Origin of the sequence: Nostoc sp. DedQUE02, assembly GCF_034531035.1 — a bacterium.
Lineage (GTDB): Bacteria > Cyanobacteriota > Cyanobacteriia > Cyanobacteriales > Nostocaceae > Nostoc.
Genome location: NZ_JAVRBY020000080.1, coordinates 1 through 21,490 on the forward strand (window position 1 = coordinate 1; position 21,490 = coordinate 21,490).

Sequence of the window (21,490 nt, forward strand, 5' to 3'; positions counted from 1 at the left end):
TTAGAGCGAGTCCGCGTACTCCTTCGGAGAAGCAAGCTACGCGTAGCGTCTCGCAGAGAGCGTCGGCAGAAGGCAGGAGGAAAGAGAGTTTTAGTTTATTTTACCTTTCTTAACATAGTTCGGTTTTTTTCTTTCGACTTACTTAATATCATTTATTCTCAACAACTTCTAAACCTGTCCTAGCTACTGATTTAAGATCAACATTCTGATTATTTAGCAGCACTACTATAGTGGTATTTTCATTGGGTAAATATGCAAGTAATGTTGCGAAGCCATAAGCTATACCACTATGCCCAATTGCTTTTGCTAAGGGAGATGAAAACCTTTCTACACCCAAACCATAGCTATAGCTTGCGCCATTATCTTTAAATTTCAGCATTTCTTTCATCATCTTCGACGAAAGTAAGGTTTTTTTGACAAATAACGCTTTGGCGAACTTGGCTAAATCCTCTGCTGTTGAAACTAATCCACCATCTCCCAAACCATTACCATCATTGACTTGGGCGTAGCTATCTAGCTTACCATCCTTATTGCGATCGCCATAACCTGTAGCGACTTCTCCAATTGTCGGTTCGCGCAATTCTGTAAAGGTATGTTTTAATCCCAATGGTTTTAAAATCTGACTGCGGATTGCTTGAGCGAGAGTTCCCCTAGTGATATTTTCAACAATCAGTTCTAAAAGAATGTAGTTGCAATCAGTATAAATAAATTTTTCACCGGGATTTGCTTTCGGTTCTTCTTGATACATATACTGAATAGCTTCTCTAGCTGTCCAAGGCTGTGAGCGACTTCTTTTTGCAGTAGCTTCAATAAAGGCTTTTGTATCTAAGTATTCAGCAACACCACTAGTATGGTTGAGGAGTTGACGAACTGTAATTTTGTCACTGTTGACAATATGAGGACTAATATCTCTTGGTAAATAGGTTGCGATCGCCCGATCTAATTCTATTTTCCCTTGTTCCACTAACTTCAGCACAACCACCGCCACAAAAGTTTTACTCATACTGGCAATAGAAAAGCCATCTGTAGGTTTCATCCGGGTTTTCGTTGACAAGTTACTCACACCAGTTGCTCCCAGCCAAGAACCTTTAGGTGTAGTAATATACATAACTGCACCGGGGATTTTCTCTTCTACAACTATCTCATTTAAAAGTTTTTGTAATTGAGAGCTTTTTCCTACGGTGGAGGTAGACATCACTTGTTTAGCAAGAGATTTTTCAATTACTCTCTGGCTGATGTTATTAGCCACTAAGTATCCTGTAAAACCAAGGGAAATCACAAAGACTATTGCAAATAAAATTTTGCTGAAAGCCAAAAGTTTTAGGTTCATTTTACTTCCTAAACAGAAACATAGCCGATCTAACTCAACTGCACAAAGTAATTGGCAAACATCAACCTGACATCTGACATATAAATAGCATTACTTTGTTTCCAGATTAGTATCAAAATTTCAATTAACCAACTTTCACAAACATGAGAATCCTAACTAAAAGTAAGACCAAAGCTACTGTTTGGGTAGTGGAAAAAGGTCAAATCCGTCCTCGTTTAGACCAACTTACCACCGAAGAACCTTTAGAAATTCGTCTTCTCCCTTTCCAGAAGACGGTAGCTGTAACAATGCGGACACCAGGAGCAGATTTTGAACTAGCTGCTGGTTTTCTCTACAGCGAAGGAGTCGTTAATAGCAGGGAAGATATTCGACGTATCAGCTACTGCGTAGATGAATTAGTAGATGGTGAGCAACGCCATAATATCGTAAATGTGGAACTGCGGGATGGGTTGATTCCAGACTTGCAGCCTTTGGAGCGTCATTTCTACACTAGTAGCGCCTGTGGGGTGTGTGGTAAAGCTAGCCTTGAGGCTTTGCGTCTGCGGGGATGTCCAGTAATTCCTTCTGGGCCAACGGTAACACCTGAGATCATCTACAGCCTACCAGACAAACTCCGGGCTGCTCAAGGTATCTTCACTGCTACAGGGGGTTTGCACGCTGCGGCTATCTTTGATACTCAAGGACAACTGTTAAATCTGTGGGAGGATATTGGACGACACAATGCTTTGGATAAATTAATTGGTACAGCTTTGCTCAGTGACGAATTGCCTTTAAATAATTGTATTATTCTGGTGAGCGGACGCTCTAGTTTTGAGATTTTGCAAAAGTCTACAACTGCTGGAGTTCCTATTGTTTGTTCTGTTTCCGCTCCTAGTAGTTTAGCCGTGTCTGTCGCCCAGGAATTCGGGATTACCTTAATTGGATTCTTGCGCGGAGAACGGTTCAATATTTACACTGGTTTGCAAAGAATAAATGCTGTTTAAGAACATTTCCATAGTGGCGTGGCGAGGCTAAATTCTTGCAAAAAAAGTTTCAGGATAAAGTCTGCCGTAAGCATTGCCCCTCTCTCTTTGGCCTACGGTGTACACACAAGTTTCTTAACCTGCAATGGCATTGCATCGAATAACAATGGCATTGCATCGACTAACAATGGCATTGCATCGACTGACAATGGCATTGCATCGAATAACAATGGCATTGTATCGACTGACAATGGCATTGCATCGAATAACAATGGCATTGTATCGACTGACAATGGCATTGTATCGACTGACAATGCTATTTCTCTCGTTCCGATACTTTGTATGAGAATGAGTTAAGCCTAATCAAGCTAGGTTTTTAAGACTTGTGTGTACACCGTAGCTCTCTTTGGCAGAGGTATTGTTTTTTCACTCTAGACAAGTTTTTTAATATTCCAAATGGCTCAAGTAGGAGTAAACTACGACATAGTTTATTTGGTAATACTGAGCAATGTATAGAAATACTAAAAGATTTACCGCTATTTTTCTATTGGTGTTTTCTCTGGTTGTTTCTATCAATTTTGCTGCGATCGCTCAAGATAGTTCAGGTGTCCCATCTGTGAATTTTGCATCGTCTCGCACTTGTTATGTTCCTCCGACTCTTAGAACTGAACGAGTCATTGCTGATAGCAATGGTAGCCAAGTTAAGATGGGCGATCGCATCAGGGTAAAAGTTAAAGGATTGTCAGCAGCAACCACAAATGCAACACCTAAAGGCAATTCATTCGATCCTCGTCAATTAGTGTTGTACCTGAATGGCTATCAGCTACAGGAACTCCACGGAGAACCAGTCAGCATCATGGAGGAGGGTGAAGATCAAAAGCAAACTCTTAATAATGATTGGTTGGCCTTTCAGCTTGAACGTACCGATGTATCTGAAACTGCATGGAATTCGCTGCTTGGTGGCAGGCCGAAACCCAGTATTAATGCGATCGTTGGGGTAGGCTGTCCCGGCAAAGTTGCGATTCCAGTGAGCGAGACTCTGCCAACTCCTCAATTAAAAATAGTTCTGTTTTCGTGGCGATTTTGGCTGTGTCTGCTTCTAGTTATAGTTATTATCTTGATATTTATCAGATATGGCCGAGACAGTCTACGTAGTCCTGGAATAGAAGGAATTTATTCTAAAAAAGAAGTAATCGATGGTCAAAAAACCTCGATTATAAAAGAGTTTATACCAGAAAAAGAAGCTCGTTCAGGAATTGCTAAGTTTTTTCTTGGTTCAAATGAAGAGTATAGAAATCCCTTTAGCCTATCTATATCTCAACTTGCCTTCTGGACATTTTTGATTTTTTCTGCTTACCTTCTTATCTACGGCATAACAGGAGATTACACCAATATTTTAACTGGACAATCACTAGTTTTGTTAGGAATTAACTCGGTAACTGCATTTGGTACTTCATTAATTGATGGGCAGGGGAATGAGAAAAATAGAAAAGGTAGTCAAAGCGTTTCTCAAGGTTTTTTTAACGATATCTTATCCGATATTAATGGAGTCAACTTTCATCGATTTCAAACATTTATTTGGACAGTTGCCATCGGACTATTTTTTGTTTGGGAGGTGATTAAAAATTTAGCAATGCCAGAATTTGATGATACACTTCTGGCGCTACAAGGAATCAGTGCCGCAACATATCTTGGACTTAGAGGGCAAGAGCAGCATGGTATGGCAAAAGATCCAGAACCTCCACCTGTAGAAGTTGAATCATCTCCACAACTGCCTACACCAGAAGACGATCGCACTGCAACTAATACTTTGTAAGCTATAGGAATCCGCTTTGATTTTTGAATTTATTTGCGTGGGCAGGCAATAGGCAATAGGCAACAGTGAAGAAGACCTTTTGATCTGTACAGAGGTTTTTCACGCAATTAAAGATGAGTCCTATAGTCTTGAAGGTTTGTAGTAAGGACTTTAGTCCTTATTTTCTAAGCGCTAAAGTCCTTACTACGAACTTGTTAATATGGGCAATAATTTAAAATATTAGAATCAGCTAGATTTGCAATCATACCTTGTATGGTAGTTCTGCACGCACTTTCAGATTTCATCGACTGCGATTTTGCGATCGGCGATTCATCTTGTAGTTATTGGTACGAAGGGCATTGTCCGCAAACTGGCGATCGCCTAAAATTACCCCGCACTTCAATGTCCGAAGCGATCGCCCACGGACTAATGCAATATCTAGCCAATAATGACTGTTATTCTCGTGAAGGGAAGATGTATGGAATACTATTGGTTGAACTGCCTAATGGCGAACAACGAGTACTAAAAGCTTTTTCCGGTCTTTTGAATGGTTGCAGTGTGCTTGAGGGCTGGGTTCCACCAATTCCCGGAAGAGACGAAGTTGCTTTTGAGGAAACCCGTACTTTGGCTGAGTTGGAGGCGATTAAGCAAGAAATTATTACCTTGAAGCAACTGACCGAACGTCAGCAATATGAAATCCTATTTAATGAATTTGAGCAACAATTGCAAGCAATGAGCGATCGCCATCGCTATTGCAAACATCAACGACAAGAAAAACGTCAGCAAATCTGCAATACACTCTCTCCCGAAGCACTCACTATTGCCCTTGAACAACTCGACGAAGAGAGTCGTCAGCAGGGAATTGAACGACGACAACTTAAACGCCAGCAAGATGAAGTATTACAGCCTCTCCAGCAGTTAATTACAGCAACGGATACGCGAATTAGCGAACTAAAACAACAACGTAAAGCGTTATCTCGCAAATTGCAAACTCAGATGCACGCTAGCTACAGCCTGACTAATTTTTCCGGGCGATCGCAATCATTGCAGGAATTGATGCCAGGAGGTTCGCCCACCGGTACAGGAGACTGTTGTGCCCCAAAGCTGCTGCATTATGCGGCAACACATAATCTCAAACCCCTGGCAATGGCAGAGTTTTGGTGGGGTGCGTCTTCCGTAAATCAAGATAAAATTCAGGGAGAATTTTATGGCGCATGTGCCGAACGATGTCAGCCATTGATGGGGTTTTTGCTCTCAGGGTTAAGACCTAACCCCTTCCCTGCAAGGAAAGGGGGAGTAAGAAGCTTCTCTTTACCCATTATTTATGAAGATGAATGGCTGATTGCTGTAAATAAACCTGCTGGGCTACTTTCGGTACCTGGGCGTTATCGCGATCGCCAAGATAGTGTTTTGAGTCGCTTACGTCATTTGTTACCTGATGGTATGGCGCTTATATCTGTGCATCGCTTAGATCAGGAAACTTCCGGGATTTTGTTGTTGGCGCGCGATCGCCAAACCCATCGGCAACTCAGCCAACAGTTTCAGCAACGCCAGATTCACAAGGTTTATGAAGCTTTACTTTCCGGTGTTTTGACAGTTGAGCAAGGTAAAATAGAACTGCCATTATGGGGAGATCCTGAAAATCGCCCTGAGCAAAAAGTTGATTGGCAGCACGGTAAACCCAGCTTGACACACTTCCAGGTAATAGCGAGAGAACAAGATTACACCCGCGTAGAATTTACGCCACTAACAGGACGGACTCATCAATTGAGGGTTCATGCGGCTGATGCGCGAGGACTTGGGATAACTATTTTAGGCGATCGCCTTTATGGATGCCGTGCAGTTACCAGTCGGTTACATCTGCACGCCAGAGAACTTCGCTTCAAGCATCCGCAGTTAGAAAAAACCCTGCATTTACAAGCAATTACGCCCTTCTGATGTGTCATATTATATTAGCTTGATTCTTTGAAATCCCAAGAACCCAAAGAGCTAAAGCTACGCTTTGTCTCCCCTAACTGCTAGCTATTGCTTTTTAAATTTGTATGTGATAATTTCTGCTTGTAGTTAATTCAACGGTTATCCGACCGACTTACAGTACTTAAGGTAAATTAATATAACAGTTAAGAGGCTTCCCAATAAAAATATCTAACTACAAAAAATTGGCGATCGCAAATTTAAAATTCAAAATAGCATGACTAAAGTATTCATTCTCGATGCCAACAAACAACCGTTATATCCAGTACGCATCAGCCGTGCTAGGCTGCTATTGTCACAAGGAAAAGCTACTGTTTTCCAGCGATATCCTTTTACTATCATTCTGAAGGAGTCCCTTTCTCATCTAAAACTTGAGCAACTTGGCTTTAAAATTCATCCTGGTATTAAAATAAATCGTAATTCGTAATACTTCGGCTACGCGGTAGTTGAATCTCGACTTCGCTCGATTACCGCGTAGTCGAAACTCAGTACAAGTTCGTAATTCGTAATTAGTTAATCTTAGTCGCCTCCTAAACAGAGGAATATAGATGACGAACCACACCATTTTGAAACCATTACCAGAAGACCAATGGTTTATTGAGAGCCAAGAACTACGCTCCTTTGTCGCAACAGTGCGGGAAATTAGTGCTAGTACTGTTGGCGATCGCACACAAACTCTAGCTAGATTAGAACCCTATTTTCAAGAACTGCTTGCCCAAGAGGAATGGCTACCCCAAAAGTTTATCCAAGTCAATCCTGAAAGCCGGATGGGTGGCGGTATTGGTCAGTGGCTGCTTTATCGCGCTAAAGACCGTTCCCTGTCAGTATTCAGTTTGGTGATTCCCCCCGGTTCAACGACTCCCGTCCACGATCATTTAGCCTGGGGATTGATTGGTTTATACAAGGGTAATCAAGAAGAAACAGTCTATCGCCGTGTAGATAGCGGTGATGACGAAGGACACGCACAATTACAAGTAACTGAAGTGCGTAGCCTTCAACCAGGGGATATCTACCGCCTCTTACCCCCAGATGGTGATATCCATGCCGTCAAAACCACATCCCAGAGTGCATCAGTATCCATTCATATCTTAGGTAATGATACTGGTTGCGTCTTGCGTCACCAGTTCATCCCAGAATCTCACAGCGTCAAATCCTTTCGTTCTGGATATTCCAACGCTCCCTGTAAAGAAGAAGAAGAAAAAGAATATGGCCAAGTATAGTAGACCAAAACCCCCAGTTTTCGAGCGAGTTGAAGACGAACGCCTGCACCGCAAACAACGCCTAGCTGCTGCCTTTCGCCTGTTTGGTAAATTTGGTTTCAGCGAGGGAATTGCAGGACATATTACGGCTCGTGATCCTGAGTTTACAGACCATTTTTGGGTGAATCCATTAGGAACATACTTCGGTCATATCCGAGTTTCTGACCTGCTGTTAGTTAACAGAGAAGGTGAGGTGGTTAAAGGCGATGCTGAAGTAAATCAAGCTGCTTTCGCCATCCATTCTCAGATTCATGAAGCTCGACCTGATGTAATCGCAGCAGCTCACGCCCATTCACTTTATGGTAAAGCCTGGTCTAGTTTGGGGCGTCTCCTTGACCCCTTGACTCAAGATTCTTGTGCTTTTTACGAAGACCATGCCCTGTTTGACGATTTTACAGGTGTTGTTTTAGAAACTTCTGAAGGTCTACGACTAGCGCAAGCCTTGGGGCCGAAGAAAGCCATAATCTTACGTAACCATAGCATTTTAACTGTGGGACATACAGTCGATGAAGCTGCCTTTTGGTACATTAGCTTGGAGCGATCGTGCCAAGCCCAACTATTGGCAGAAGCTGCGGGTAGACCCAGTACTATCAAACACGAAACAGCCCGTTTAACCCAAACTCAAGTGGGATCGCATACAAGTGGGTGGTTCAGTTTCCAGCCCCTTTACGACCGGATTGTGCGCGAAGAACCTGATTTGCTGAATTAGCGCTGTGTCTTTTGGCACTAAGATAATATAGGACTCATATTTGATTGCGTAAAAAAGCTTAGTAGAACTAGGAAGCCTTCTTTCCCCTTGCAAGAGTGCCTATTCCCTATTCCCTATTCCCTATTCCCTATTCCCTATTCCCTATTCCCTATTCCCTATTCCCTATTCCCTATTCCCTGTCTACGCCACGCTACGCAAACAGAAATCAAAGCGAATTCCTATAGGCGAGTAAGTATCAATTTACCTTACTCATTGCTCAGTCCTGAGTTTTGAGTGAGGAAAAAGTATTCAGTACTTTTCTACTTGGTAACAGCAACGCTTTTGGTGAGCGGTTTTTTAACTCAGCACTCTTCATCCACTTCCCGCTATTTTTATGTCAACTGAACCTGAATTTATTTATATACTCCGGTAAACCTGTAAGTTTATAGTATTAATATAGTTCGGAGAAATTATTTTGATGATTAACCTAATCTTTCGCCGTTTGATTGCCAAATGGATATCATTAATAAAATTCAGGAATATCCCATTTAACAATCAACATAAATTATTCTTTTCTTCTCCTTTGCCAATAGTGGGGGCTTTTGTTACAGGTGTTTGTTTGAGCTTGCTATTTGCTGCTTGTTCATCGACACCGACTAATGTCTCTAATCCCGGTGCCACATCTCAGGGTAATTCTACTTCCAGTAAAGTAGTGAGATTTGGTTATCAAAAATCGACCATTTTGCTGAGAACTAAGGGTGTTTTAGAAAAGCGTTTTGCACCAGAAGGAATAACTGTAAAGTGGACTGAATTTCAAGCAGGGCCACAACTACTAGAAGCCATGAATGTAGGTAGCATTGACATTGGCCCTGTGGGAGAATCACCGCCAATATTTGCTCAAGCGGCGGGAACATCACTAACTTATGTTATTGGTACTGCGGCTACTCCGGCTAGTTCAGCAATACTTGTTCCTCAAAATTCGCAAATTCAAAAAGTTACTGACTTGAAGGGCAAAAGAGTTGCTTTTCAAAAAGGATCTAGTGCCCATTTATTGTTAGTCCAAGCTTTAGAAAAAGCCGGATTGAAATATACAGACATTGAACCTAAATATTTGGCTCCGGCTGATGCTCGTGCTGCATTTGTAAAAGGAAGTGTGGATGCTTGGGTAATTTGGGACCCCTTCTATGCGGCGGCTCAAGAGGCAACTAAAGCCAGAGTCCTGATTGATGGCACAGGAATTAATAAACAGGGAGGATATTATTTGATGACTCGCAAATTTGTCACTGAAAATACCCAAACTGTCAAGGCAATACTGGAGGAAATTCAAAATCTAGAAGAATGGTCTAAACAGAATCGAGAAGAGGTAGCGAAAACTCTCGCACCTGTGTTAGGAATTGACTTAGAAACGATGAAAAAAGCAACTAATCGACGGACTTTTGGACTTGTACCAATTGACGCCAATCTGATAAATCTACAACAAGGTGTTGCAGATACATATTACAAATTGAAGTTAATTCCTAAAGAGGTAAATGTGAAGGATGCAATGTTGACAAAAGAAGAATATGCTGCATTTTCACCAAAAACTTAAACTAGTACAATAAATCGGTTGTAAGGGCATACATCGTTTATGCCCCTACAGATGAAATTGGTATTACTAGCAAAAAAAGTAACAATTGTTGAATGTAAATCTGAGAATTGAGTATGACTAATCCTACAGAACTACTGCGATCGCGCTACGGCGAAATTCCCTTCAATCCCGAAATTACATGGAATGATTCGCTAACAGCACTATTATCTCACCGTTCAATTCGGTCTTATCTAGCCGATCCTTTACCACCGGGAACTCTAGAATTACTAATTGCAGCCGCCCAATCTGCATCGACTTCCTCGAATTTGCAAACTTGGAGTGTGGTAGCAGTCGAAGATCAACAGCGCAAAGAGGAGTTATCCAAGCTAGCGGGAAACCAAGCACATATTAAGCAGGTTCCTTTATTCTTGGTTTGGTTAGCAGATTTGGCGCGTCTAAGTCATGTTGCTGACAGTCGCGGCATATCTCATGATGCGCTGGAATATTTGGAAATGTTTGTCATGGCAACAATTGATGCAACGTTGGCGGCACAAAATGCCGCAGTTGCAGCTGAGTCACTTGGTTTAGGAACAGTATATATTGGCGGAATCCGAAACCGCCCGCAAGAGGTAGCAGAGATATTAAATTTGCCCTCCTCTGTGTATGCTGTATTTGGGCTATGTGTAGGCTATCCGAATCCAGAAGTAGAAGCGGCGATTAAGCCAAGGTTGCCCCAGTCGGCTGTGCTGCATCGTGAAACCTATAAATTGGCAGAACAAGAAGAAGCGATCGCCCACTACAACGACATCATCAAAGAATTCTATACTGAACAAAAGATGAATGTAGCTGGTGATTGGTCAGAACACTCAGCCCAACGCATCGCAACAGTAGAATCATTGAGAGGACGCGATCGCTTGCGTGAAGCTCTCAATAACCTCGGTTTCAAGTTACTGTAAGTTAAGAATAATCAAGATTATGGATTTGCAACTCCGTGGCAAAGTCGCCTTAGTGACAGCTGCTAGTAAAGGTTTGGGCAAAGCTACAGCGAGGCAATTTGCCCGTGAGGGTGCAAAAGTTGCCATCTGCGCCCGCAGCGAGTTAATTGACAAAACTGCTGCGGAGATTGAAAGCGAAACAGGTACAGAAGTGCTATCTTTGCGTGCGGACGTTACCCGCCAAGAAGATATTGAACGGGTAATTAATGCCACAGTCGAAAAGTTTGGCGGGTTGGATATCCTTGTTACCAACGCCGGAGGCCCGCCTGCTGGCACTTTTGATGATATCGATTTGGCAACTTGGGAAACTTCGATCAACTTGACTTTGCTAAGTGCGGTACGTCTGGTAAAGTACGCTTTACCTCACTTACGCCAATCTACCGCACCAGCAATTCTGACCATTACCTCAACCTCAACTAAACAACCAGTCCAAAATCTGGTTTTATCTAATTCCATTCGATTAGCAGTGATTGGTTTAACGAAAACTCTCAGCCAAGAACTGGGTAGCGATAAAATTCGCGTCAACAGTATTTTACCAGGCTGGACATATACAGAAAGGGTAGAAGAATTAATCAACGCCCGAATTATTAAAAGTGGTGAAACCAAAGAAGCAGAAATTGCTAGAGTCAGTGCGACAGTTCCTTTAGGCCGTATCGGGACACCAGAAGAGTTTGCCAATGTTGCGGTATTTCTGAGTTCACCAGCAGCTTCATTTGTGAATGGAGTCATGCTACAAGTAGATGGCGGAATTATTCAAAGCACATTTTGAGCGGCTTAATTGACAAAAAATAATGAGCAAAGTGGCATTGCTGAATTGAAGTATGAATCTAGATGTAGAGACGTAGCAGTGCTACGTCTCTACAAGGATTTTGGTATTATACAAAATCGTTTTCATACATGGAATCAGCAACGCCAGCAAAGTAGTAGAACAAGCTTTTTAGACACTCGCCAGAAAGTTTAAAGCAGGGTAATATCTGGCGTGCAACTTCCAATAATCTTGATGCCTAAGACACTGTTACTGAATGTTTTTCTAATAGCAACTCCTCTGTTTGTAGTTGCACAAAATTACTATTGACTACCTCTGTGATTTCTATACGATTCCCACCAGGATCGCGGAGGAAAAACCGCACATATCCTGGAAGTGGTCGTTGATCGGGAATAATTTCTACCTCATGTTTTTTTAAGTGTTGTTCAAAGGCGTTCAAGTTATCGACTTGGAAACAATAATGTCGTCGAGATGCTTGGTTATTGGTATTTTTCTCTTTACTAATGTGTAGTTCAATGTCTCCCAATTTGTACCAAGCTCCTGAATCGTTTTTGATTACCTCAGGTCTGGGAATTTCAGTCAATCCCAAAACTTGGCTGTAGAAAGACAGCATTGCTTCTTCTACTTCAAGAGGATAAGTCACCTGAATATGATGAACCGCTTTGAGCGCCATTTTAATTCTCCCTTTGGTATATGTAGCAATCCGCTTTGATTTTTAAGAGGCAATAGGTAAGAGGCAATAGGCAATAGGCAAGAGGCAAGAGGCAATAGGTAAGAGGCAATAGGAAAGAGGTAAGAGGCAATAGTCAAGAAACCTCTTTGAGTTGTACTGAGTTTTTTCAGCAATCAAATATGAGTCCTATATCAGAATTTCGGGGACTCTTGACAGGAGACAGTTTTCTTGTCTGTTCCCTGTAACCTTTATCCTATCCCCTTCTTAAATAAAGACTTGCCTTTGCACATTGTTTGTGAAATACTACTTTATAAACTACGGTAAATCGGTATTTTTTAAGTAGTATTGCATAAAACTTACCATAAAATATTTCGTTCTCAATGAAATTACAGGCTAATCCTTAAGATGACAAACACAGAAATTCGCACCGCTCAAGTTAAAGTTCCTAACGAAGATTTGCAAATTGATGCTTATTTAGCTGAACCAGTCCAAAAGGGAACCTTCCCAGCCGTTATTGTGATTCAGGAAATATTTGGGGTGAATATTCACATTCGGGAAGTGGCTGAGAAATTTGCCAAAGAGGGGTATGTAGCGATCGCACCGACTTTATTTCAACGCACTGCCCCCGGTTTCGAGGGTGGATACACCCCTGAAGATGTCCAGCAAGGAAGAGGGTATAAAGAACAGACGACAGCAGAGGAAATATTGAGTGATATTAAGGCTGCGATCGCTTACTTAAGAACCTTACCAAATGTACAAGGAGACGCGATCGGCTCCATTGGTTTCTGCTTTGGTGGTCACGTCGTTTATCTAGCTGCCACTTTACCAGATATCAAAGTTACAGCTTCCTTCTATGGCGGCGGTATTCCCAACTCAACTCCCGGCGGTGGCGAACCAACCATCACCCGCACTGCCGATATTAAAGGCCCTATTTACGCCTTCTTTGGCCTTGACGATCAGGGAATCCCTTTAGAACAAACAGAACAGATCGAGGCTGAATTGAAGAAACATCATATTCCCCATGCTATCTTCCGCTATTCGGGAGCAGGACATGGCTTTTTCTGCAACCATCGCGCCAGCTACAATGCCGAAGCTGCTGCCGATGCTTGGAAAAACGTTCAAGAACTCTTCCAAAAGAACCTTCAGCTTCAAAAAGTCTAAATCTTTGGGTTAGGAGCAATACAGCGCTAGTAGTCTGGCAACCCAAAAATACTAAGTGAGGACTGGGAAAAGGGGAAAGGGAAAAGGGTAAGGGATTTAAACCCTTTCCCCCTTTACCCCGCCAAGTTTCCTTGGCGAACTACTAGGGACACACATCTGTGCGCCCCTACGACTGAACATGGCATCGGTCAATATTTAGTCAAAAGTAAATAAAAATAAAGTATCACGTCCATGATTACCGCCTTCAAAGAACGACAAATTAACATTTTTCAACGTTTTTCACTATTCCTATTACCTGGATTATTAACAATCTCAACAACCTTAATCAGTTGCTCAGTGCAAACCTCAAACTCAGAAAATCAAACCACTGGGTTGAAAACCAAAGTTGTGCGAATGGGATATCAAAGTTCTGGGGATATTTTCAGACTTAAAGGATTGATCGAAAAACGTCTAAAGCCTTTAGGTATTTCTGTGGAATGGGCACAATTTGCCGCCGGGCCACAACTGATGGAAGCGATGAATGTGGGTAGGGTTGATATTGGCTCTGTAGGCGAGACTCCCCCGATATTTGCTCAAGCGGCTGGCACATCTTTAGTTTATGTTGCTAGTAATAAACCCAGTACTGGTAAAGGAAGCGGAATTATCGTCCAAAATAATTCACCGATTCGGACTTTAGCCGATCTCAAAGGTAAAAAAGTAGTTTTTCAAAAGGGTTCTGCTTCGCATTACTTATTAATAAAAGCTTTGGAAGAGGTTGGCTTGAAATATAGTGATATTCAAGCCATTAGTCTCCCCCCTTCAGAAGCCCGTGATGCTTTTATTCAAGGAAAAATTGATGCCTGGGTAACTTGGGACCCTTATTTAGCCGTGGCCCAAAAAAAGGCCAATGCTCGTGTTTTACGAGATGCTAGTGGCATTTCTACTCAGGGCGGATATTATATGGCGGCGCGAAAGTTTGCCACAGAAAATCCGAAATTAGTGCGATTGGTTCTTGAGGAGATAAATAACACAGGTCAATGGGCTGAAAAAAACCGAGCAGAAGTTGTAAAACTGACTATTCCTCACCTCAAAATTGATAAAGATATTTTAACAACAATGGTTGAAAGGCGAACTTACGGTTTAAGACCAATTACACCTGAAATAATGGAAAAGCAACAGAAAATTGCAGATTTGTTTGCGAAAGAAAAAGTGATACCTAAGCCAATTAATATTAAGGAAGCGATGCTGACTAGCGAACAATATGCAGCCATCACACCGGAAACCATTAGTCAGAAATAGGCCAGGAGATAGGAAGATGGAAGTTTTTTGGTATTTGCCGACTCAGGGAGATGAGCGTTATTTAGGTACTACAATTGGCAGACGAGCAGCCACTTATCCCTATATGCAGCAAATCGCTCAAGCTGTTGATAAATTGGGCTATGGTGGGATGTTGATTGGTACTGGACAAAAACAGGATACTTGGATTGTCGCAACTTCGTTAATTTCAGTTACAGAACGCTTGCGGTTTCTTGTAGCTTTTCGTCCGGCAATTATGTCGCCTTCTTTGGCAGTGAGAATGGCTGCTACTTTTGACCAAATTTCTAACGGTCGAATTATTCTAAATGTAGTGACAGGTGGCGACACAAAAGAACTTGCTAAAGATGGAATTTTCTTAGATCACGATCAGCGTTATGAACTCACAGATGAGTTTTTGACAATTTGGCGATCGCTCATGCAAGGTGAAGAAGTAACCTATAGTGGTCGTCATCTAAAAGTTAAAGGCGCAAAACTTCAATTTCCTCCCGTACAAAAGCCTTATCCCACCTTATATTTTGGTGGTTCTTCAGATGCGGCGCTCCAAGTTGCTGCCAAACACATTGATGTGTATTTAACTTGGGGTGAACCACCAGATCAAGTTGCCCAAAAGATTGCCAAGGTACGTCGATTAGCAGCAGAACAAGGTAGAACAGTCCGCTTTGGGATTCGGATGCACGTCATAGTCCGCGAAACTACACAAAAAGCTTGGGATGCAGCCAATGAACTGATTCAGTATGTCGATGATGAAACCATAGCAGCTGCACATCAGCGTTTTGCTCAATCGGAATCAGAAGGACAACGCCGCATGGCGCAACTGCATAAAGGTAATCGCGAAAACTTAGAAATTAGCCCCAACTTATGGGCAGGTGTTGGCTTAGTGCGTGGAGGTGCTGGGACTGCCTTAGTTGGAGATCCAGACACAGTTGCAGCGCGAATGCTGGAATATGCCGATTTAGGAATTGATACCTTCGTTTTCTCAGGTTATCCCCATCTCGAAGAAGCTTATCGAGTTGCGGAATTACTGTTTCCTCGCTTACCAGTGCAAACACCTGCGATCGCATTACCGCAGCAGGTTGCAAGTACATTCAGTGAATTTGTTACCAAAACGGATTTACTTAAACCCCAGCCAGTGTAAGTAATTCAAAAAACTAGCGTAATTTAACTCATAACACCTTAGTACAACATTGCATAAATTCGGCAAAACTCTGCGTTCCTCTGCGCTACGCCAGTTGCTACAACGCGGGGAACCCGCGCAACGCACTGGCTTAACTTTGCGTGCCTCTGCGTTTAAAAACACTACGATTTTACACGCATCCAATTTTTACCAAATAGAAAAAAGCATGAGTACGAAAAAACCTCAACCTTCATCACTGTAAAAGGAGTTAAAAAAATACACCTTTTTTAACTCCATTTCCCTATTTACTTTCTGGTTTTTTAGCTGAAAACTCTAAAAATATTTCAAAATTTCAGCGAGTTTTTTACATACCTCAAACTCCCTTCTAAAAGCTGTATCTAACACATCAAGTTACCGTGTAATAACTTGAGAATCAAGAGGAAATGAAAAACATCCTACTTTTCCCACCTTTCTTACTTTGTATAATCTTTTCATCGTATTGTCATATTCAATATCGTCATCACCAAAGTTAAGGTTTAATTTCTGGTGGGATTATCGCAGCATATTCTTCAGGGGAGAGAGTCACATCTTTAACATTAATCTTCTTGGTAATAAATTTTTGCTTATAGAACAAGTCAGATATTTCTTGCTGTCCTGCTATCACCTTATCGGTAATCCGTCTCAAACCAAAACGCCGCCGTTTAACTATTGTTTCCAATGTTGGCAAATCAAGCTTGGCATCACGCCCGACAATTTTGGCTACTTCTCGTGGATTTGCTTCAGACCATTTGCCTAATTTGTATACTTCTTCAAGGACAATTTTTACTAGTTCAGGGTTCTCTTTAACGAAGCTACGTGCAGCTAACCAGTAGCCTCCTTGGGTTGAAAGCCCTTTAGCATTACGGAGAATCCGAACTTTTTCTGTTTTCTGAAATATAGCCAGGTGAGGATCGCCTAATACAGCAGCATCAATGCTCTTACGCAATAATGCTGCACGAGTTTCTGGTGCTATGAGATTGAGATGTTTGACATCTTTTAGTTCTAGTCCTCCTTCCTGCAAGGCTTTGACTACAAAGTATTGACTAGCAGTAGCTCTTTGAAAGGCGATTTGTTTACCTTTTAAATCAGCTATAGTCTTGATAGGAGAGTCTTCCGGCACTACGATCGCCGAACCCTTACCAGTACCCGGTATAGTATTCGCAAGCAAAACAAAAGGAATACCACTCGCTTGGGCAAATATGGGTGGAGTTTCACCAACAGCACCGATATCCAAACTGCCCACATTCACCGCTTCTAAAAGCTGTGGCCCGGCGGTAAATTGCGCCCACTCTACCTTAATACCTAATGGATTCAAGCGTTTCTCTAAAACTTGTCTCGACCTAGTTATATCCGCAGCAGTAAAATAGCCTATTCGTAACACCTTCGTCTTAATGCCATTAGAAGCAGCAACGGCGGATTTCTCTGGTGTATTCGGTGTCTTGCAACTAACTAGAGTTGTGGATAGGGTAAAAACTCCAGCTATTAATAATATTAGAAAGTTGGGTTTTTTAGCTATCATAATGTGCTAACAATTTTCTGATGTTTAAGGTTTACTGTAAATATTCAAGGCTGAACTTCCGAAGGGGTTAAAGCAGCATATTGTTCAGAAGAAAGTGTCGCTTCTTTCACATTAATTTTCTTAGTGATGAATTTTTGCTCATAAAACAAATCAGCAATTTTCTGTTGTCCTGATAAAACTTCTTCACTAAGAGGTCTTAATGTGTAAAGCCGACGTTTTGATACCAGTTCTAGTGTTGGAACATCAATTTTCGCTTCCGGCGAAACCAGTTCTGCTACTTTACGTGGGTTGGCTTCAGCCCATTTACCGATGTTGTTAACCTCTTCTAAAATTATTTTCACTACCTCAGGATTATTTTTGACGAAATTACGTGAGCCTAACCAGTAGCCTCCTTGAGTAGTAATCCCTTTACCATCTCGGATAATCCGAATACTGCCGGTTCTTTGAAATAGGGCAAGGTGGGGGTCGCTAATTACAGCTGCATCAACACTCTTACGTTCAAATGCGGCACGAGTTTCTAATGGCGTTAAGTTAATGTGTTTAATATCGCTAAGTTTAAGTCCTGCTTCTTCCAAAACCTTGAGAACGAAATACTGCTGTGCAGTAGCTCTTTGAAAGGCCAGCCCTTTGCCTTTGAGGTCAGCTATTGTTTTGATTGGAGAATCTTTATTGACTACTACAGCAGTTCCTTCACCAGTCCCAGGTTTGCTACTAGCAACATAAACAAAAGGAACGCCAGATGCTTGGGCAAAGATAGGTGGAGTTTCACCGACAAAACCGAAATCTACACTTCCCACATTCATCGCTTCTAGAAGTTGTGGCCCAGCAGCAAATTTTGACCACTCTACAGATATACCTAGTGGAGTTAAACGTTTTTCTAATACTCCTTTAATCTTGAGTAAGTCTCCAGCCGTCATGTAGCCCATCTTTAAGACTTTTGTCTTAGTGTTATTAGAGGCGTTAGCGGCTTGCTCTGGTGTATTTGGTGCTTTACAACTGACCAAAGTCGTGGATAAAGTGAATAGTCCACCTACTAAAAATAGTAGAAAGTAATTGAATAGTTTGAAGTGAGATTTGCTCGATATTTGTACCATAATGCAGTGGTAATTGTTTAATGTTTTTGTTTCTTGAATACTTGACTTGTGCCCTTTGCAGTACTGGCAATTGGCTGGAAGTTAAATGAAAGTTTTAGCTGAGAAATTTAATTCAGCAGCTTTGCAAATAGCACATAATCTCGACCATAAACAATCTACGTTAAATCGGTCGGATTACAGTATTTTGTTGATTGCACGGATATTATCATAGACTTCTGTAAGAATCAAGCGGCAAATATAGCAATGCTTCTAAGACAAGTTTTCTGTCTATGGTTGGTATCAGAATGTTCTATTGCAGATAAATTTAGGGGAAATTATGTACAAATGTTAAGTAGTTATTAGCAACATCAAGTTAGACGCGCAGTAGCAAGAGTCCACTTCTTAAAGCTTGATTCCACAGAGATGATTTTTGAACTTCTGGCAAAGAAAGAGGCTGATTTACTGATAGCGGTGGCTCTTGTTGCAGAGATAGTTGCCACCAGCCGACATCGTGCCACTTACTAAATTTATACCCAACTCTGTGAAATACACCTACAGACGAAAAACCAACAGCCTCATGCATAGCTATACTTGCTGGGTTGGGTAAAGCGATCGCAGCAAAAACGTTATAAAATCCTTGGAGTTGCAGCAACCCAAAAAGGGAAGTGTACAAAGCTTTAGCAACTCCTTTTCTGCGATGTTCAACATTTACGTACACAGATGATTCTACAGACCATTGGTAAGCGGCACGAGTCCGGTAGGGAGTAGCATAGGCGTAACCTAGAATCTCACCATTAATTTCACACACTAGCCAAGGCATCTGCTGTTGATAATTATTGATGCGTCCTTCAAATTCCGTTTTGCTGGGAGGCTCTATCTCAAAGGAAATTGAAGTTTCCCGCACAACTGGCGCATAAATTGCCAGCATTTTTAAAGCATCACTTTCATGAGCTAGTCTAATTACAGCCTTCACAACAGATCCTTTTTGGGTTTTAATAATTGGCTATAAACGAAGTTTGAAAAGGATTTTTGCTTAAGTTTACACCAATGCACTAAGAATTACTTCACATACGGTTTGGATAAGCTTTTGAGGCAGGGGAGGCAGGGGAAGCAGGGGAGGCAGGGGAGGCAGGGGAAGCAGGGGAGGAAAAATAAATTAAGTGTATTTTGAAGTATTTATAGTAGTGCATGTTACTAAATTCTCTCTTTACTCCCCCTGCTCCCTCTGCTCCCCCTGCTCCCCCTGCCCCTCGGTCACTGAATCTCGACTTCGCTCGATTTCCGCGTAGCCGAAGTGCTGCTCCCCCTGCTTCAAAAAGCGATGATCTCACATTTTCGCGTTGCTCCCTTCACAAACTCGCTCGTCTCGCCACAATTGATATAGCCGCGTTGCTGGCATCGTCATATATAACACATCACCTGCACGGAGATTAGTTTCTAACAAATCCCAGCCGTGAAGAGTTTGGTGATTAGTTTCTACGTACAAAGGTACACAGTCAGCAGACATAGCTACATCTTTCACCCACTGACCACAAAAGGCGTGTGAAGTTGTAATTGGAGTTGCAAAAGCCACCCAAAGACTATCCGCCGTAATGCCATTACCGAGGATTCGTCCCCCTAGTGCCGCAGCAGCAAAAGCTGGGGCTGCTAGTTCAGCCGGACTCAGTACGGCTTCAAAGCCAAATAGCTGTTGCGCTATGCCAGCAAAATCGGGATCGGCATAATGAACAATTACCGGAATGCTGGGTGTTAAGCCTTTGGCTTTGAGGGCAATTTCCAAATTGGTAGCATCATTGCTAGTAACAGCAAGCACGGCGGCGGCAGATTCTATATTGCTGGCTTTGAGTATTGTGCGAAAACTGGCATCACCCTGAATGACGGGAATACCCAATTCGCGGGTGGTGTTAATATATTTGTTGTTGGAATCGGGTTCAACTACTACAACTTCATGTCCACTGGCGTGGAGTTGCTGGACAATTCTCACTCCAATACCACTCAAGCCACAGACAATGTAGTGATGTCGTTGAGGAATTCGGGCTGCATCCCAAAATTGCTTAAAGCGGCTTCCTAAGACAAAATCGGTAAGCATTGCATACCAAATGCCAATCACTACTGCTCCAACCAGCATCATGACAACGGTAAATAACTTAATACTATTAGGAGCATTTTCTACTACTTTGTCATTACCACCTGCTCCAGTAATCATGCCGACAGAAAAATATAGAGCATCAACAGGAGATAAACTCAACTCAGCCGACATATAAGTTAGTGTTGCGATCGCAATAACTGCCAATAAGACAACAGCACCCATTAATACCGATCGCCCGTGTTGCTGAAACTGCTGAAAATTAGTTAAAACTTTCAGCATTTTTCTAATCAACGATCTCCGGGGAGAACGGGTGCGGGGTTGAGTGCCAACAATTAAGCGATCGCCTACTTTTATTTCTTGTCCAGATATGACAGCTGACACTAAATCCATCTCACCTTTTACTGGCAAGTAATAAATTAGCATCCGCGATCGGTCTGACCACAATTCACTCAGCTTTCGACCCTTCCAGAAGTGGTTTTCATCAATGTATTCTTCGTGAACTGGCCAAGTTTGCTGAAATAATTTGATTTGTCCGATCGCTCGGTTTCCCAATGCTGCAAAGGTAAATACGGGCGCTGCTAATCCGACAACACTCATACTCAAGTGGTCTGGCAAACTTTGATCTAGGCGCTCTCCCAAATTTGTATTATAAAAACGGTTGATAATCCGAATCTGGGGATTCAGCACCCGCGCTTGCATCATAATTGACAAATTCAGAGCATCTTTAGAACCAGCGATTACTAAAGTGTGTGCCTGTTGAATTCCTGCTGCTGTTAAGGTAGAAGCTGCTTGTAAATCGCCAACAATCACATCTCCTGCGGTTTCGCCAGGGATGGATTGGTGATGAATGCCAACAACGAAGGCTCCCTGATGTCTCAGCAGACGAAAGGTTTTATATCCGGTACGTCCTAAGCCACAAACAATAATTCTAGGTTTCATGAAACGGCAGCATCTTCTACAGGTAGGGCTGCATTTCTAGTTAGTTATTATCAATATTGTTGCCACTTTCCTGCAATATAACTGTAGCTGACAACACGATTGTTTCAATTGGGGATTGGGGATTAGGGTTGTTCAGTTTAAAACATCCAGCTACAAATCCTGCTGCTAATACCAAGTTGCGTTCAAAAATATTAGTTTTGACAGGCTGTTCTTGAGCTGGCGTTGCAGCACTTCGGCTCCCTTCTCTACGA

The 21,490-nt window shown here is 42.1% G+C and carries 20 protein-coding genes; 13 read left to right on the forward strand and 7 right to left on the reverse strand.

Features of this window, described 5'->3' with window-relative positions:
* Positions 1-148: 148 nt before the first annotated feature.
* Positions 149-1,330 (reverse strand): serine hydrolase domain-containing protein, encoded by a 1,182-nt coding sequence (locus tag RMX98_RS32500; protein ID WP_322681199.1) that lies wholly within the window; start codon positions 1,328-1,330, stop codon positions 149-151.
* Between the two features lie 143 nt (positions 1,331-1,473).
* Between RMX98_RS32500 and fdhD the strand changes: the two genes are divergently transcribed.
* Positions 1,474-2,313: a formate dehydrogenase accessory sulfurtransferase FdhD gene (fdhD, locus tag RMX98_RS32505; protein WP_322681198.1), complete on the forward strand. Its 840-nt coding sequence runs from the start codon at positions 1,474-1,476 to the stop codon at positions 2,311-2,313.
* Positions 2,314-2,405: 92 nt separating this feature from the next.
* On the opposite strand, the gene RMX98_RS32510 is transcribed toward fdhD, so the two are convergent.
* The gene (locus tag RMX98_RS32510) at positions 2,406-2,606 is read right to left on the reverse strand and encodes a hypothetical protein (RefSeq protein ID WP_322681197.1); all 201 of its coding nucleotides are present in this window, start codon (positions 2,604-2,606) and stop codon (positions 2,406-2,408) included.
* A 194-nt stretch (positions 2,607-2,800) separates the two neighbouring features.
* Here RMX98_RS32510 and RMX98_RS32515 point away from each other — a divergent pair, with 194 nt between their 5' ends.
* The 9 genes from RMX98_RS32515 (at position 2,801) to RMX98_RS32555 (ending at position 11,531) form a co-directional block, all read left to right on the forward strand.
* On the forward strand, positions 2,801-4,108 hold the full coding sequence (locus tag RMX98_RS32515) for a hypothetical protein (RefSeq protein WP_322681196.1): 1,308 nt from the start codon (positions 2,801-2,803) through the stop codon (positions 4,106-4,108).
* Between the two features lie 252 nt (positions 4,109-4,360).
* Positions 4,361-6,025 (forward strand): RluA family pseudouridine synthase, encoded by a 1,665-nt coding sequence (locus RMX98_RS32520; RefSeq protein WP_322681195.1) that lies wholly within the window; start codon positions 4,361-4,363, stop codon positions 6,023-6,025.
* A 253-nt stretch (positions 6,026-6,278) separates the two neighbouring features.
* Positions 6,279-6,488, forward strand: a complete 210-nt coding sequence (locus RMX98_RS32525) for an RRXRR domain-containing protein (protein ID WP_322681194.1) — start codon at positions 6,279-6,281, stop codon at positions 6,486-6,488.
* 121 nt (positions 6,489-6,609) lie between these two features.
* Complete coding sequence (locus tag RMX98_RS32530; RefSeq protein WP_322681193.1) at positions 6,610-7,281, forward strand: hypothetical protein; 672 nt, start codon at positions 6,610-6,612, stop codon at positions 7,279-7,281.
* Positions 7,268-8,029 carry a class II aldolase/adducin family protein gene (locus tag RMX98_RS32535; protein WP_322681192.1) on the forward strand — a complete coding sequence of 254 codons (762 nt, stop codon included), beginning with the start codon at positions 7,268-7,270 and terminating at the stop codon, positions 8,027-8,029. Before RMX98_RS32530 ends, RMX98_RS32535 begins: the two co-directional genes overlap by 14 nt.
* Positions 8,030-8,486: 457 nt before the next feature.
* Positions 8,487-9,596: a sulfonate ABC transporter substrate-binding protein gene (locus RMX98_RS32540; protein ID WP_322681191.1), complete on the forward strand. Its 1,110-nt coding sequence runs from the start codon at positions 8,487-8,489 to the stop codon at positions 9,594-9,596.
* A gap of 113 nt (positions 9,597-9,709) precedes the next feature.
* Positions 9,710-10,531, forward strand: a complete 822-nt coding sequence (locus RMX98_RS32545; protein ID WP_322681190.1) for an NADPH-dependent oxidoreductase — start codon at positions 9,710-9,712, stop codon at positions 10,529-10,531.
* 19 nt (positions 10,532-10,550) lie between these two features.
* Complete coding sequence (locus tag RMX98_RS32550; protein ID WP_322681189.1) at positions 10,551-11,339, forward strand: SDR family oxidoreductase; 789 nt, start codon at positions 10,551-10,553, stop codon at positions 11,337-11,339.
* A gap of 9 nt (positions 11,340-11,348) precedes the next feature.
* Positions 11,349-11,531, forward strand: a complete 183-nt coding sequence (locus tag RMX98_RS32555; RefSeq protein WP_322681188.1) for a hypothetical protein — start codon at positions 11,349-11,351, stop codon at positions 11,529-11,531.
* Positions 11,532-11,574: 43 nt separating this feature from the next.
* On the opposite strand, the gene RMX98_RS32560 is transcribed toward RMX98_RS32555, so the two are convergent.
* Positions 11,575-12,009: a VOC family protein gene (locus tag RMX98_RS32560; protein ID WP_322681187.1), complete on the reverse strand. Its 435-nt coding sequence runs from the start codon at positions 12,007-12,009 to the stop codon at positions 11,575-11,577.
* 405 nt (positions 12,010-12,414) lie between these two features.
* Between RMX98_RS32560 and RMX98_RS32565 the strand changes: the two genes are divergently transcribed.
* The 3 genes from RMX98_RS32565 to ssuD all read left to right on the forward strand — a co-directional run bounded on the left by RMX98_RS32565 (position 12,415) and on the right by ssuD (position 15,601).
* Positions 12,415-13,170 (forward strand): dienelactone hydrolase family protein, encoded by a 756-nt coding sequence (locus tag RMX98_RS32565; protein ID WP_322681186.1) that lies wholly within the window; start codon positions 12,415-12,417, stop codon positions 13,168-13,170.
* Between the two features lie 231 nt (positions 13,171-13,401).
* Positions 13,402-14,448 (forward strand): sulfonate ABC transporter substrate-binding protein, encoded by a 1,047-nt coding sequence (locus RMX98_RS32570; RefSeq protein WP_322681185.1) that lies wholly within the window; start codon positions 13,402-13,404, stop codon positions 14,446-14,448.
* A 16-nt stretch (positions 14,449-14,464) separates the two neighbouring features.
* Complete coding sequence (gene ssuD / locus RMX98_RS32575; protein WP_322681184.1) at positions 14,465-15,601, forward strand: FMNH2-dependent alkanesulfonate monooxygenase; 1,137 nt, start codon at positions 14,465-14,467, stop codon at positions 15,599-15,601.
* A gap of 508 nt (positions 15,602-16,109) precedes the next feature.
* Here ssuD and RMX98_RS32580 read toward each other — a convergent pair.
* The 4 genes from RMX98_RS32580 to RMX98_RS32595 all read right to left on the reverse strand — a co-directional run bounded on the left by RMX98_RS32580 (position 16,110) and on the right by RMX98_RS32595 (position 21,239).
* Positions 16,110-17,138: an aliphatic sulfonate ABC transporter substrate-binding protein gene (locus RMX98_RS32580; protein WP_322681183.1), complete on the reverse strand. Its 1,029-nt coding sequence runs from the start codon at positions 17,136-17,138 to the stop codon at positions 16,110-16,112.
* Positions 17,139-17,182: 44 nt separating this feature from the next.
* A complete protein-coding gene (locus RMX98_RS32585; RefSeq protein ID WP_322681182.1) occupies positions 17,183-18,232 on the reverse strand; it encodes an aliphatic sulfonate ABC transporter substrate-binding protein in 1,050 nt (349 codons plus the stop codon).
* Between the two features lie 352 nt (positions 18,233-18,584).
* On the reverse strand, positions 18,585-19,184 hold the full coding sequence (locus RMX98_RS32590; protein WP_322681181.1) for an arsinothricin resistance N-acetyltransferase ArsN1 family B: 600 nt from the start codon (positions 19,182-19,184) through the stop codon (positions 18,585-18,587).
* A 354-nt stretch (positions 19,185-19,538) separates the two neighbouring features.
* The gene (locus tag RMX98_RS32595) at positions 19,539-21,239 is read right to left on the reverse strand and encodes an NAD-binding protein (protein ID WP_322681180.1); all 1,701 of its coding nucleotides are present in this window, start codon (positions 21,237-21,239) and stop codon (positions 19,539-19,541) included.
* Positions 21,240-21,490 lie beyond the last annotated feature (251 nt).

Excerpts from the sequence above, each read along its gene's own strand:
- RMX98_RS32545 (WP_322681190.1), top strand. The coding sequence starts at position 9,710 with ATGACTAATCCTACAGAACTACTGCGATCGCGCTACGGCGAAATTCCC.
- RMX98_RS32565 (WP_322681186.1), top strand. The coding sequence starts at position 12,415 with ATGACAAACACAGAAATTCGCACCGCTCAAGTTAAAGTTCCTAACGAA.
- RMX98_RS32530 (WP_322681193.1), top strand. The coding sequence starts at position 6,610 with ATGACGAACCACACCATTTTGAAACCATTACCAGAAGACCAATGGTTT.
- RMX98_RS32585 (WP_322681182.1), bottom strand. The coding sequence starts at position 18,232 with ATGGTACAAATATCGAGCAAATCTCACTTCAAACTATTCAATTACTTT.
- fdhD (WP_322681198.1), top strand. The coding sequence starts at position 1,474 with ATGAGAATCCTAACTAAAAGTAAGACCAAAGCTACTGTTTGGGTAGTG.
- RMX98_RS32540 (WP_322681191.1), top strand. The coding sequence starts at position 8,487 with ATGATTAACCTAATCTTTCGCCGTTTGATTGCCAAATGGATATCATTA.
- RMX98_RS32500 (WP_322681199.1), bottom strand. The coding sequence starts at position 1,330 with ATGAACCTAAAACTTTTGGCTTTCAGCAAAATTTTATTTGCAATAGTC.
- ssuD (WP_322681184.1), top strand. The coding sequence starts at position 14,465 with ATGGAAGTTTTTTGGTATTTGCCGACTCAGGGAGATGAGCGTTATTTA.
- RMX98_RS32560 (WP_322681187.1), bottom strand. The coding sequence starts at position 12,009 with ATGGCGCTCAAAGCGGTTCATCATATTCAGGTGACTTATCCTCTTGAA.
- RMX98_RS32520 (WP_322681195.1), top strand. The coding sequence starts at position 4,361 with ATGGTAGTTCTGCACGCACTTTCAGATTTCATCGACTGCGATTTTGCG.
- RMX98_RS32595 (WP_322681180.1), bottom strand. The coding sequence starts at position 21,239 with ATGAAACCTAGAATTATTGTTTGTGGCTTAGGACGTACCGGATATAAA.
- RMX98_RS32535 (WP_322681192.1), top strand. The coding sequence starts at position 7,268 with ATGGCCAAGTATAGTAGACCAAAACCCCCAGTTTTCGAGCGAGTTGAA.
- RMX98_RS32550 (WP_322681189.1), top strand. The coding sequence starts at position 10,551 with ATGGATTTGCAACTCCGTGGCAAAGTCGCCTTAGTGACAGCTGCTAGT.
- RMX98_RS32570 (WP_322681185.1), top strand. The coding sequence starts at position 13,402 with ATGATTACCGCCTTCAAAGAACGACAAATTAACATTTTTCAACGTTTT.
- RMX98_RS32515 (WP_322681196.1), top strand. The coding sequence starts at position 2,801 with ATGTATAGAAATACTAAAAGATTTACCGCTATTTTTCTATTGGTGTTT.
- RMX98_RS32525 (WP_322681194.1), top strand. The coding sequence starts at position 6,279 with ATGACTAAAGTATTCATTCTCGATGCCAACAAACAACCGTTATATCCA.
- RMX98_RS32580 (WP_322681183.1), bottom strand. The coding sequence starts at position 17,138 with ATGATAGCTAAAAAACCCAACTTTCTAATATTATTAATAGCTGGAGTT.